Raw genomic sequence first — 12,349 nt, 5'->3', positions numbered from 1 at the left:
ATAGGAGACGTGCTCGCTCCCCGAACCGACCAGGCCGCGCTCGAGGATCTCGTCGAGCGGCTCCGTGCCCATCCCGGGCTCCGCGGCAAGGCCGCGATCGGGCTCGTCTCCGAGGTGCTCGGCGCCAGCGACTGGCTCGGCGGGCCGGGTGACGACGGGGCCGTCGTCGAGGCGTTCGGCGGGTCGGTCGTGGCGTGCGGCGAGGCGATGTGGCCGCCGTTCGTGCGGGCCGACCCGTTCGGCGCCGGGTTCGCCGCGGTGCTCACCAACGTCAACGACCTGGCGGCTATGGGCGCGGTGCCGCTCGGCATCGTCGACACGATCGTCGCCGACGCCGCGACGGCCCGCCGGGTGCTGGAGGGCATGCGACGGGCGTGTGCGCTGCTGCGCGTGCCGGTGGTCGGCGGGCACCTCACCGAGCACGACGGCGAGCCCGCGGTGTCGGCGTTCGGCGTCGGCGCGGCCACGCACCCGTTGTCGGTGACGCGGATGGCGGCCGGGCAGGTGCTCGTCGCCGCCTACGCCCTGGACGGGACCATGCGCCCGGACTTCCCGTTCTTCCCCGCCTTCGACGCCCGCGGGGAGCGCTGCGCCGGTGACGTCCGGCTGCTCGCGGAGGTGGCCGCCGCCGGGTCGTGCGTGGCCGCGAAGGACATCAGCATGGCCGGGTTCGCCGGGTCGCTGGCGATGCTGCTCGAACAGGGGCGGTTCGGCGTCACCGTGGACCTCGGCGCACTGCCCGTCCCCGACGGCGTCGACCTGGCGGCCTGGCTCACCTGCTTCCCCAGCTTCGGTTTCCTGCTCTGCGCCCCGGCGGGCCGCGAGGACGAGCTCGTCGCGGCGTTCACCGGGCGCGGGCTGCACGCGGCCGCCCTCGGCGTCCTGGACGACTCCGGGCGCCTGGACCTGCGGCTCGGGCAGGCGAGGGCCACCGTGTTCGACGTCGGCGCCGACGCGGTGACCGGGCTGGCCCGGTGAGCGGCTACGCCGCGACCCCCTGGATCCGCAGCGGCGCCACCGAGCGCGCGGCGACGTCGGCGGCGAGGGAGAAGATCCGCTCGGCCCGGGCGGGGTCGACCCAGAGGTGGGTGGCCGCGAACTCGACCCAGCGGTCGGGCCCGACCAGCGGCTCGTCGGCGTACTCCAGCTCGCCCCAGGTGACCGCGAGCTCCATCAGCTCGATCAGCTCGTCGGCGTCGTGCTCGACGGCGAGCAGGCGGTCGTGGTGCCCGCGCAGCGCGGGCTCGACGGTGCAGCCGTCGGTGCAGGCGGCTCGGGTCGCGGTCGCACCGGCACACGTCATGATCGTCATGGACAGCTCCCTCGTGCGGGCCCGTGGGCGGGCCGGTCGGGTGGGGCGCCACGTTTCCAGTCGTTCGTTGCAGGTGTGTTGCACGTCCCACTACCGGAGGTACTCGTGACAGAGCGCACGGTCAGCTCGCGTTGGGACGGTGGCCTGCGCGCCGTCGTCGACGCCGGGGGGTTCGAGCTCGTCGTCGACGAACCGGAGTCCGTCGACGGCGGCACCGGGCGGGGCCCGCAGCCGACCGAGGTGCTGCTCGCCTCGGTGGCCTCGTGCATGACGCTCGCGGTGGCCTGGTCGGCGCGTAAGCGGGATGTGGCCCTCGCCGGGCTGAACGTCGAGGTCACCGGCACCTACGACGGCCCGCAGTTCTCCGACCTGCGGGTCACGGTCACCGCCGAGTCCCCGACGGGCGCCGAGCTCGACCGGCTCGTCGCCTCAGCCGAGCGGGTCTGCTACGTCACCCGCACGCTGCGGCTCGGGCCCACCATCACCGTCGTCGCGGGCCCGGCGGGCGACCTCCCGCAGGGGTAGCCCCAGCGCCGCGGCCGCCGCGGCGACGTCGTCGTGCTCGGGCTTGGACCCCCACGGCCCGTGTTTCACCCGGACGGGGTGCCCGCCCACCTGCACGGTCGTGGTGCGGCGGGGCAGCGCGACCCGCTCGACCGGGCTGCGCCGCAGGCCGAGGCTGCCGGTCTCGGCGAGCACGATCCGCTCGCAGCCCGCGGCCCGCTCCGGCGCGGCGAGCACGTGCACGGTGTGCGCCGGGCGGCCCTTCTTCATGACGATCGGGGTGGTCCAGGCGTCGGCGGCCCCGGCGTCGAGCAGCCGGGCGACCAGGTGGCCGAGCACCTCGCCGGTGACGTCGTCGACGTTGGTCTCCAGCAGGACCATCTCCGCGACCGTCCCCTGCGGCTCCCCCAGCAGCGCCTGCAGGACGTTGGGCCGGTCCGGGTCGTCGCGGCCGCCCGCCCCGTAGCCGACGGCGGTCAGCCGCATGGGCGGGACGGGTCCGAAGACGGCGCCGCTGAGCAGGGCGGCACCCGTGGGGGTCACCGTCTCGCCCTCCCCCGCGCCGGTCACCGGCGCACCCGCCGCGGCCAGCAGCGCGGCCGTGGCCGGTGCCGGGAGCGGCAGCACGCCGTGCCGGGTGGTGACGGTGCCGTGGCCCAGCGGCAGGGGGCCGCAGTGCAGGGCGCCGACGCCGAGCAGGTCGCAGGCCGCGGCGACCCCCACCGTGTCGACGACGGTGTCGAGCCCGCCGATCTCGTGCAGGTGCACCCGGGCCGGGTCGATGCCGTGGATGCGGCCCTCCACCTCGGCGATCGCGCGGACCGCCCGCGCCGCCATGGGCCACGCCGCGACCCGTTCCAGCAGCTCGGCGGCCCGGCGCTCGGTCGCGGCGTCCTCGACGGTGACGAGCGCGCGGGTCGCGGTGAGCGCGCCGCGGGTGACGCGCTCGGCGTCGAGGGTGAAGCCCCGCAGGCCGGTGGCCGCGACCGCGGCGCGGACGCCGTCGAGCGGGGCGCCGAGGTCGAGCAGGGCGCCGAGCAGCATGTCGCCGGAGATGCCGCCCACCGGGTTGAGCCAGCAGATCACCGGCGCGCCGCCCGCGCCAGGCGGTGCGCGGCCATCGCGGCGCCGAACCCCGAGTCGATGTTGACGACCACGACCCCGGCCGCGCACGAGGACAGCATCGCGAGCAGCGCCGTGACCCCGTCCAGGGACGCGCCGTAGCCCACCGACGTGGGCACCGCGACGACCGGGCAGCCCACCAGGCCCCCGATCACGCTGGCCAGCGCGCCCTCCATCCCGGCCACGCAGACGACGGTGTCGGCGGCGTCGAGCGCCGCGCGCTCGGCGAGCAGCCGGTGCAGCCCGGCCACGCCGACGTCGCGGATCTCGTGCACGTCCAGGCCCACCGCCGCCGCGACGGCCGCCGCCTCGGCCGCGACCGGGGCGTCGGAGGTGCCGGCGGAGGCCACCACGACCCGGAACCCCCGCGACGGCGCCGGGCGCCACACGAGCAGCCGGGCCGCGGCGTCGTAGCGGCCCCCGGGGACGTCGACGGCGGCCGCCGCGTCGGCGTCGACGCGGGTGACCAGCACCGGCCCGGTGTTGCCGGCCAGCAGCTCGCGCACCACCCCGGCGATCGCCGCGGGGGTCTTGCCCGGGCCGTAGACGACCTCCGGCAGGCCCTGCCGTCGCTCGCGGTCGAGGTCGGGCCGTGAGTGGCCGAGATCGGAGAACCCGCTCACCGCGGGGCCGGCAGCCCGAGCAGCACGTTCATCCGGCCGCTGGCGAAGCCGTGCAGGTCGAGCGCGGAGAAGGCGAACCCGGCCGCGCGGACCACCCCGTCCAGCTCGGCGCGCAGCCCGGCCGCCCGCGGCACGTCGTCGGCGGGGACCTCGATCCGGGCCACGGACCCGTCGCCGTGCGAGCGCACCCGGCACACCGGGAAGCCGAGCGCGCGCACGGCGTCCTCGGCCCGCTCGATGCGCCCGAGCACCTCGGCGGTGACCCGTTCGCCGTAGGCGACCCGCGACGACAGGCACGCCGCGGCGGGCTTGGCGGCGGTCTCCAGGCCGAGCTCGGCGCTGATCCGGCGGACGTCGGCCTTGGCCAGCCCGGCGTCGACGAGCGGGGCGACCGCTCCCCGGGCCGCCGCGGCGCGCTGCCCGGGGCGATGGTCGCCGAGGTCGTCGAGCGTGGTGCCCAGCGCGATCCGGGCGCCGCTCAGCGCGGCGAGCGGGGCCAGGACGTCGAGCAGGGCCGACTTGCAGTGGAAGCAGCGGTCGCCGTCGTTGGCCACGTACTCCGGGCGGTCGAGCTCGTCGGTGCACACCTCGACGTGGGCGATGCCGTGCTCCCGGGCGAACGCCGCCGCGGCGGCCCGCTCGGTGCGCGGCAGGCTCGCCGACACCGCCGTCACGGCGACGGCCCGCTCCCCCAGCTCCTGGGCGGCGACCGCGGCCAGCAGCGCGGAGTCGACACCGCCGGAGTAGGCGACCAGCAGGCGTCCCGCGGCCCGGACCTGCGCCCGCAGGGCCGTCTCGGGTGCGGATCCGCGGGTCATGCGCACCTCCGGGGACGGACCGAACAGCTCCCACTCTAGGCCCTGCCGACCGGGCGGTACGCTCCGCGAGTCGATAACGGTTTCCGTTGGGAGTCCCTCATGGCGAGCAGGCCCCCGCCCCCGGAGCCGCCACCGGGCACGGGCACTCCCACTGAGCATGCCCACGGTCGTCTCCGACGCCGCCGGACGGGTCCGGTTCGCGACCCCCGGGCTGCGGCACTCCCCCGCGCTCGCGGTCGCCGTCGAGGACGCCGTCGACGCGGTCGCGGGCGTCCGCCAGGTGCACGCCTACCCGCGCACCGGCAACGTGGTCGTCTGGTTCGACCCGGCGCGCTGCGACCGCGGCGAGCTGGTCGAGGCCGTCGGCAAGGGGCTCGGCGCCGACCCGGAGGCCACCTCGGCCCGGACACCGCGCTCGGCCGACGTCAGCAACGGCGACCTGGTCCGGCTGGTCGTCGGCGGGGCCGCGCTCGCCGCGCTCGGGGTGCGCCGCGGGCTCGGGCGACCGCCGCTGCTCGGGCCCACCAGCCGCACTGTCGCCACTGGCGTCACGATCTTCACCGGCTACCCGTTCCTCAAGGGGGCGTTCGGTGCGCTCGCCGGCGGGCGCGGGGCGGGCACCGACGCGCTCGTGTCAGCGGCGACGGTGGCCTCGCTGCTGCTGCGCGAGAACGTCGTCGCGCTGACGGTGCTGTGGCTGCTCAACATCGGCGAGTACGTCGCCGACCTCACCCTGCGCCGCTCCCGGCGCGCGATCTCCGAGCTGCTGACGGGCACGCAGACCCGCACGTGGTCGCGGCTGGCGGACGGCACCGAGGTCGAGGTCGACATCGACCACCTGGTGATCGGCGACGAGGTCGTGGTGCACGAGCACGTGGTGCTGCCCGTCGACGGGGTGGTGGTGCAGGGCGAGGGCGTCGTCGACCAGGCGGCGATCACCGGGGAGACGCTGCCCGTGGCCGTCGAGCCGGGGGCGACGCTGCACGCGGGCTCGGTGCTGCTGCGCGGGCGGCTGGTCGTCCGCGCGTCGGCGGTGGGGCGCGACACCGCGATCGGGCGGATCATCGCCCGCGTCGAGGAGGCGCAGTCCGACCGGGCCCCGATCCAGACCGTCGGCGAGAACTTCTCGCGCCGCTTCGTCCCCACCTCGTTCGCGTTCGCCGCGCTGACGCTGCTGGTCACCCGCGACGTCCGGCGCGCGATGACGATGCTGCTCATCGCCTGCCCGTGCGCGGTCGGGCTGGCCACCCCGACCGCCATCAGCGCGGCCATCGGCAACGGGGCCCGGCGCGGCATCCTGATCAAGGGCGGGGCGCACCTGGAGGCGGCCGGACGCGTCGACGCGGTGGTGTTCGACAAGACCGGCACGCTGACGCAGGGCCGCCCGGTCGTCACCAACGTCGTGTCCTTCGACGACGACTGGTCCCCCGAGCAGGTGCTCGCCTACTCGGCAAGCTCCGAGATCCACTCCCGGCACCCGTTGGCGCAGGCCGTGATCCGCTCCACCGAGGAGCGGCACATCGCGATCCCGCCGCACGAGGAGTGCGAGGTGCTGCTCAGTCAGGGCATGCGCGTCCAGAGCGACGGGCGGGTGCTGCTCATCGGCTCGCGCGAGCTGCTGCGCGCCCAGCATGTGCCGGTCTCCCGCCGGGCCCAGGACTGGGTGCGGCGGCTGCAGCGGGCCGCGGAGACCCCGCTGCTGCTCGCCGTCGACGGGCGCCTGGTGGGTCTGGTCTCGTTGCGCGACACCGTGCGACCCGAGTCCCGCGAGGTGCTCGACGCGCTGCGCGCCGACGGCGTCACCCGGATCGTCATGCTCACCGGCGACCACCCCGTCACCGCCGCCGCGGTCGCCGAGGAGCTCGGGATCACCGAGTTCCGCGCGCAGGTGATGCCCGAGGAGAAGCAGGACCTGGTCCGCGCGCTGCAGGCCGGCGGCCACACCGTCGCCATGGTGGGCGACGGCACCAACGACGCACCCGCACTGGCCCTTGCCGACATCGGCATCGCCATGGGCGTCGGGGGCACCGACGTGGCGGTGGAGACCGCCGACGTCGCACTGGCCGGTGACGACCTGCGCGCCCTGCTCGCCCTGCGCGACCTGGGCCGGCGCAGCATCGGGCTGATCCGGCAGAACTACGGCATGTCCATCGCGGTCAACGCCGCGGGCCTGCTGGTCGGTGCGGGCGGTGCCCTCAGCCCGGTGGTCGCGGCGATCCTGCACAACGCCTCGTCGGTGGCGGTGGTGGGCAACAGCAGCCGCCTGATCCGCTACCGCCTCACCCCCTGACCCACCACCCGCCCCACCCGCCCCGCCGCCGCACCCGACCCCGCCGCCCCGCCCCGACCGGTTGCAGTGGTGTGGCTTTACTGCAACGGGGTTGGAGTGAAGCCACCCCACTGCAACCGGGTGTGCGGCGGGTGCGCCCGAGTTGGGGCGAAACGCCTCGCCAGGACGGGGGGCTCCCGCATCATCGCTGCGTGACGCGCGGCCGTGGACCCGACCGAGACACCATCCTGGCCGCGTCGCGGGGCGGGGTGATCACCGCCCGCACCCTCGTCGCACTGGGCGTGCCGGAGTCGACGGTGTACCACCGCTGCCGCGACGGCGGCCCGTGGCAGCGGCTCGCACCCGGCGTCGTGCTGCTGTGCACGGGGCAGCCGACGGCGGATCAGCTCGTGATCGCGGCGCTGTTGCACGGGGGCGAGCAGGCGGTGCTCACCGGGTTGGAGGCCTGTCGCCGCCACCGGATCCGGCGCGGTCCGACGGCCGGCGGATCGCTGCAGCTGCTCGTGCCGCACACCAGGCAGGTGCGCAACACCTGGTTCCTCCGTGTCGACCGGACGAGGCGGTTGCCGCACCCGGTGTCGCGCGGCGGGATCCCGCTGGCCCCGGTGCAACGCGCCGTCGCCGATGCGGTGCGGCTGCTGCGGTCGGAGCGGGAGATCGCGGAGCTCGTCTCCGACGCCGTGCAGCAGAACCTGTGCACCGTCGCGCAACTCGTGACGGAGCTCGACGCGGGCGGGCAGCACGGGTCCGCCACTCCGCGTCGCGTGCTACGGGACGTCCGTGACGGCATCCGCTCGGCCGCCGAGCTGGACGCGAGACGGCTCTGGCGCCGGTCCGGGCTGCCCGAGCCGTGGTGGAACGCCCCGGTGTACGACGCCGCGGGCCGGTTCCTCGGCATCGCCGACGCCTGGTGGGACGACGTCGCGCTGGCCTGGGAGATCAACTCCTACCAGTGGCACCTCGCGCCGGAGGACTACGCCCGGGAGCAGGAGAAGCGGGCGAGGTTCACCGCCGTGGGCGCGGCGGTGCTGCCGACCCTCCCCACCCGGCTGCGCCGACAGCCCCGTGACGTGCTGGCGGAGCTGCGGTCCTCGTACACCGCGGCGGCCGCACGCCCCCGCCCCGCGGTGCGCGCCGACCACCCCGCCGCTCCCACGCCGTCGCAGCAGGGTGGCTCCACTCCCGTCTGGTTGCAGTAGAGCCACCCCATTGCGACCCGGCCCGGCCCGGGCCGGGGCCACGCCACCCATTGCAGTGGGGTGGCTTCACTCCAGCCACGTTGCAGTAAAGCCACCCCACTGCAACCCGGGGGTGGGGGGCTGGGCGGGCGGGCGGGCGGGCGGGCGGGGGGCGGGGCGGGGGTGGGTCAGCGGAGCATCTGCACGAACAGGTCGTGGATGCGCAGGTCGCCGGTCAGTTCGGGGTGGAAGGCCGTCGCGAGCACCTGGCCCTGGCGCACCGCCACCGGCCGGCCCGCCGCCTCCCCGGTGCCGGCCCCGGTCACCGTGCGGTCGGGCACCGTGGCCAGGATCTCGACGTCGCCGCCCGCCTTCTCCACCCACGGGGCGCGGATGAACACGGCGCGGACCGGGTCGCCCACCACTCCGTCGACGTCGAGGTCGGTCTCGAACGAGTCGACCTGGCGGCCGAACGCGTTGCGGCGCACCACGACGTCGAGGCCGCCGAGCTGTTCCTGGTCGGGACGGCCGTCGAGGACCTCGCGGGCCAGCAGGATCATCCCGGCGCACGAACCGTAGGCCGGCATCCCCTCGGCGATGCGGGCCCGCAGCGGTTCGAGCAGCTCGAAGGTGACCAGCAGCCGGCTCATCGTCGTCGACTCCCCGCCGGGCAGCACCACCGCGTCGACGGCGGCGAGCTCGGCCGGGCGACGGACCGGCACCGCCCGCGCGCCGCACGCGGCCAGAGCGGCCAGGTGCTCGCGGACGTCGCCCTGCAGGGCCAGTACTCCGATCACGGGAACCACGTCGTCGAGGGTAGTCGCGCACGGATCCGCCGATTCGGTCGCACGGATGTCCCGACTCGTGGGGTCAGGTGGGGGCGACGTCCTTCTTGGCCGTGGCCTGCCGGACCGCCTCGGCGACCGCGGGCGCCACCGCCGCGTCGAACACGCTCGGCACGATGAAGCTGGCGTTGGGCTCGGGTACCACGTCGGCGATGGCGGCGGACGCGGCGAGCAGCATGGCGTCGGTGATGTCGCGGGCGTGGGCGTCGAGCAGGCCGCGGAACACCCCGGGGAAGGCGAGCACGTTGTTGATCTGGTTCGGGTAGTCCGACCGCCCGGTCGCCACGACGGCCGCGTGCTGCAGGGCGAGCGGGGGGTCGACCTCCGGGTCGGGGTTGGCCAGGGCGAACACGATCGCGTCGGGGGCCATGGTGGCGAGCTCGTCGGCGCCGAACAGGTCGGGCGCGGAGACCCCGATGAACACGTCGGCACCGACGAGGGCGTCGGCCAGCGTGCCGGAGGTGCCGGAGGGGTTGGTCATGGCGGCGATGGAGGCGAGGTTGTCGTCGAGGCCGGGACGCCCGGTGTGCACGATCCCGTCGATGTCGACGGCGAGCACCTCCCCCGGCGCGCCCGACTGCAGCAGCCGGATGATCGCCGAGCCCGCCGCGCCGACGCCGCACACGACGACCCGGCAGTCGGAGAGCTTCTTGTCCACGACGCGCAGCGCGTTGCGCAGCGCGCCGAGCACCACCACCGCGGTGCCGTGCTGGTCGTCGTGGAAGACCGGGATGTCGAGCAGCTCGCGCAGCCGGGCCTCGATCTCGAAGCACCGGGGCGCGGCGATGTCCTCGAGGTTGATGCCCCCGTAGGCCGGGGCGAGGATCTGGACGGTCCGGATGATCTCCTCGGTGTCCTGGGTGTCGAGGGCGACCGGCCAGGCGTCGACGCCCGCGAACCGCTTGAACAGCGCCGCCTTGCCCTCCATCACCGGCATCGCGGCGGCCGCGCCGAGGTTGCCCAGGCCGAGCACCGCCGACCCGTCGGTGACGACGGCGACGGTGTTGCGCTTGATCGTCAGGCGCCGGGCGTCGGCGGGGTTGGCCGCGATCGCCTGGCAGACCCGGGCGACGCCGGGGGTGTAGGCGCGCGAGAGGTCGTCGCGGTTGCGCAGGCCGACCTTGGACTCCACCGAGAGCTTGCCGCCCAGGTGCAGCAGGAACGTCCGGTCGGAGACCTTGCGGACGCGCACGCCGGGCAGCGCCTCCAGCGCCGCGGTGATCTCCTGCGCGTGCCCCTCGTTCAGCGCGTTGCAGGAGATGTCGACGACGAGCGTGGCGGTAGCCGCCTCGACCACGTCGAACGCGGTGACGACACCCCCCACGCGGCCGACGGCCATCGTGAGGTCGCCGGCCGCGCTCGCGGACGACGGGACCTCGACACGGGCGGTGATCGCGTAACCGGGACCGGGGACTGCCACGGCGCGACCCTACCGGCGAGCGCCAGCGGGCCCGGGTTCTGACCGTTCTGGTCTTGTCCCGAGCCGGTCGGAGGTGTGAGATGGCGCACACGTCGACGGGGACGAGGTGGTCACCATGGCCGGCAGAGCGACGAGCGAGCGGACGCGGACCACGAGGGCCGCCGTCTCGCCCACCGACATCCGGAACGTGGTCCTGGTCGGGCCGTCCGGGTCGGGCAAGACGACGCTGGTGGAGGCGCTGCTCGCGCACACCGGGACGATCCCGCGGGCGGGCTCGGTCACCGAGGGCACCACCGTCGGCGACCACGACCCGGCCGCGGTCCGCCAGCAGCGCTCGGTCGCGCTGTCCGTGGCGTCCGTCCTGCACGACGGCATCAAGATCAACCTGATCGACACCCCCGGCTACGGCGACTTCGTCGGCGAGCTGCGGGCCGGGCTGCGCGCCGCGGACGCCGCGCTGTTCGTCGTCGCCGCCGACGAGGGGCGCGAGGGCCGGATCAACCCGGCGACGGTGGCGCAGTGGGAGGAGTGCGCGGCGGTCGGGATGCCGCGGGCGGTGGTCGTCGCCCGCTGCGACGGGCCGCGCGCCGACCTGGAGGCGACGATCGCCGCCTGCCGGGAGTCCTTCGGCGCCGGCGTCGCCCCGCTCTACCTGCCGATCCGCATCGGCGAGCGCCTCACCGGCATCTACGGCCTGCTCTCCCGCACCCCCCCGGGCCAGGCGCCGCCGGGGGCGCGCGAGGCCCGGGCCGAGCTCATCGAGGGGATCATCGAGCAGTCCGAGGACGAGTCGCTCATGGAGCGCTACCTCGAGGGCGAGGACATCGAGTTCGCCACGCTGGTCGCCGACCTGGAGACCGCGGTCGCGCGCGGGTCGTTCCACCCCGTCGTGCCGGTCTGCGCGATGGGCGGGATCGGCCTGGACGCCCTGCTGGAGGTGCTCGCGGGCGGGTTCCCCTCCCCGCTGGAGCACCCGCTGCCGCCGGTCTGCAACATCGACGGCAGCCCGCGCGAGTCCCTGTCCGCCGACCCGGACGGCCCGCTGGCCGCCGAGGTCGTCCGCACCTCCGCCGACGCCTACGTGGGACGGGTGTCGCTGGTGCGCGTGTTCTCCGGGACGCTGCGGCCCGACTCCGTCGTGCACGTCAGCGGGCACCCCGCCTGGGGGCAGACGGCGATCCCGCGCCAGCGCGGCGCCGACCACTCCCACGACGACGACGAGCGCCTCGCCCACGTCCACGTCCCGCTGGGGGCCACGCTGCACGAGGTCGACGCCGTCGTGGCGGGCGACATCGCGGCGCTGACCCGCCTCGGCTCGGCCGAGACGGGCGACACCGTGTCCGCCGCCGACGACCCGCTGCTGCTGTCCTGCTGGGACCTGCCCGAGCCGCTGCTGCCGATCGCCGTCACCGCCCGTACCCGTGGCGACGAGGACGGCCTGGTCAAGGCGCTGGGCAAGATCGTCGCCGCCGATCCCACGCTGGTGCTGGAGCGCAACGCCGAGACCCACCAGACCGTGCTGTGGTGCATGGGCGAGGCCCACGCCGACGTCGTGCTGTCACGGCTGCGCTCGGGCGGGGCCGCGGGCTCGGGGATCGGGGTCGACACCGAGCCGGTGCGGGTCCCGCTGCGGGTCACCCTCGCCGCGCCCGGGCGCGTCACCGGCCGGCACGTCAAGCAGAGCGGCGGGCACGGCCAGTACGCGGTCTGCCACGTCGAGTTCGAGCCGCTCCCGCGCGGGTCGGGGTTCGAGTTCGTCTCCGCGGTGGTGGGCGGCTCGGTGCCGACGCAGTTCGTCCCGAGCGTGGAGAAGGGCATCCGGGCGCAGCTGCAGCGCGGGCTCGACGACGACCACCACCCCGTCGTCGACGTCCGGGCCACGCTGGTCGACGGCAAGGCCCACTCCGTCGACTCCTCCGACGCCGCGTTCCAGACCGCGGGGGCGCTCGCGCTGCGGGAGGCGGCCGCGGTCTGCGGGACGCTGCTGCTGGAGCCCTTCGACGAGGTGTGCGTCCGGATCCCCGACGAGCACCTCGGCGCCGTGCTCGGCGACCTGTCCGGGCGGCGCGGCCGGGTGCTGGGCACCGAGGCCGACACCCCCGGGCGTACCCTGGTGCGCGCCGAGGTGCCGTGCACCGAGCTGCTGCGCTACGCCGTCGACACCCGCGCGATGACCTCCGGCACGGCCACCTTCACCCGTCGCTTCGCCCGGTACGACGTGGCGCCCGCGGGGTAGC

11 protein-coding genes are annotated in these 12,349 nt (G+C 75.6%); 5 read left to right on the top strand and 6 right to left on the bottom strand.

What is annotated here, in order from left to right:
- The first annotated feature begins 9 nt into the window (after positions 1-9).
- On the top strand, positions 10-978 hold the full coding sequence (locus tag PHY01_RS00165; protein ID WP_141276111.1) for an AIR synthase related protein: 969 nt from the start codon (positions 10-12) through the stop codon (positions 976-978).
- A gap of 4 nt (positions 979-982) precedes the next feature.
- On the opposite strand, the gene PHY01_RS26110 is transcribed toward PHY01_RS00165, so the two are convergent.
- Positions 983-1,312 (bottom strand): hypothetical protein, encoded by a 330-nt coding sequence (locus PHY01_RS26110; RefSeq protein ID WP_170183583.1) that lies wholly within the window; start codon positions 1,310-1,312, stop codon positions 983-985.
- A gap of 105 nt (positions 1,313-1,417) precedes the next feature.
- Here PHY01_RS26110 and PHY01_RS26105 point away from each other — a divergent pair, with 105 nt between their 5' ends.
- Positions 1,418-1,837, top strand: coding sequence for an OsmC family protein (locus tag PHY01_RS26105; RefSeq protein WP_170183582.1), 420 nt, complete (start codon positions 1,418-1,420; stop codon positions 1,835-1,837).
- Here PHY01_RS26105 and larC read toward each other — a convergent pair.
- Genes larC through larE form a run of 3 tightly spaced genes read right to left on the bottom strand, consistent with a single transcriptional unit; the run spans position 1,742 to position 4,379 of the window.
- Positions 1,742-2,902 (bottom strand): nickel pincer cofactor biosynthesis protein LarC, encoded by a 1,161-nt coding sequence (larC, locus tag PHY01_RS00155; RefSeq protein ID WP_141276109.1) that lies wholly within the window; start codon positions 2,900-2,902, stop codon positions 1,742-1,744. The genes PHY01_RS26105 and larC overlap by 96 nt on opposite strands.
- Positions 2,899-3,561 (bottom strand): nickel pincer cofactor biosynthesis protein LarB, encoded by a 663-nt coding sequence (larB, locus tag PHY01_RS00150; RefSeq protein ID WP_141276108.1) that lies wholly within the window; start codon positions 3,559-3,561, stop codon positions 2,899-2,901. The genes larC and larB overlap by 4 nt, the downstream gene beginning before the upstream one ends.
- Positions 3,558-4,379 (bottom strand): ATP-dependent sacrificial sulfur transferase LarE, encoded by an 822-nt coding sequence (larE, locus tag PHY01_RS00145; RefSeq protein WP_141276107.1) that lies wholly within the window; start codon positions 4,377-4,379, stop codon positions 3,558-3,560. The genes larB and larE overlap by 4 nt, the downstream gene beginning before the upstream one ends.
- Positions 4,380-4,536: 157 nt before the next feature.
- On the opposite strand from larE, the gene PHY01_RS00140 reads away from it, so the two are divergent.
- A complete protein-coding gene (locus PHY01_RS00140; protein WP_141276106.1) occupies positions 4,537-6,669 on the top strand; it encodes a heavy metal translocating P-type ATPase in 2,133 nt (710 codons plus the stop codon).
- Between the two features lie 191 nt (positions 6,670-6,860).
- Entirely contained in the window at positions 6,861-7,868 is a 1,008-nt protein-coding gene (locus PHY01_RS00135; RefSeq protein WP_174824064.1) for a hypothetical protein, read from the top strand.
- 167 nt (positions 7,869-8,035) lie between these two features.
- Here PHY01_RS00135 and pdxT read toward each other — a convergent pair whose 3' ends face one another.
- Positions 8,036-8,653 (bottom strand): pyridoxal 5'-phosphate synthase glutaminase subunit PdxT, encoded by a 618-nt coding sequence (gene pdxT / locus PHY01_RS00130; RefSeq protein ID WP_141276105.1) that lies wholly within the window; start codon positions 8,651-8,653, stop codon positions 8,036-8,038.
- A gap of 64 nt (positions 8,654-8,717) precedes the next feature.
- Positions 8,718-10,112, bottom strand: coding sequence for an NAD-dependent malic enzyme (locus PHY01_RS00125; RefSeq protein WP_141276104.1), 1,395 nt, complete (start codon positions 10,110-10,112; stop codon positions 8,718-8,720).
- A 115-nt stretch (positions 10,113-10,227) separates the two neighbouring features.
- Between PHY01_RS00125 and PHY01_RS00120 the strand changes: the two genes are divergently transcribed.
- A complete protein-coding gene (locus tag PHY01_RS00120) occupies positions 10,228-12,348 on the top strand; it encodes an elongation factor G-like protein EF-G2 (RefSeq protein WP_141276103.1) in 2,121 nt (706 codons plus the stop codon).
- Position 12,349: the final 1 nt, after the last annotated feature.

The organism is Pseudonocardia hydrocarbonoxydans, assembly GCF_006539565.1.
GTDB lineage: Bacteria > Actinomycetota > Actinomycetes > Mycobacteriales > Pseudonocardiaceae > Pseudonocardia > Pseudonocardia hydrocarbonoxydans.
The sequence above is the reverse complement of the archived record's forward strand: the minus strand, read 5'-3'. Positions and strand labels throughout refer to the sequence as shown.

What these genes read in the sequence shown, in the direction of transcription:
- PHY01_RS26110 (WP_170183583.1), bottom strand. Translation starts at nt 1,312, where the DNA reads ATGACGATCATGACGTGTGCCGGTGCGACCGCGACCCGAGCCGCCTGC.
- PHY01_RS00120 (WP_141276103.1), top strand. Translation starts at nt 10,228, where the DNA reads ATGGCCGGCAGAGCGACGAGCGAGCGGACGCGGACCACGAGGGCCGCC.
- larE (WP_141276107.1), bottom strand. Translation starts at nt 4,379, where the DNA reads ATGACCCGCGGATCCGCACCCGAGACGGCCCTGCGGGCGCAGGTCCGG.
- PHY01_RS00140 (WP_141276106.1), top strand. Translation starts at nt 4,537, where the DNA reads ATGCCCACGGTCGTCTCCGACGCCGCCGGACGGGTCCGGTTCGCGACC.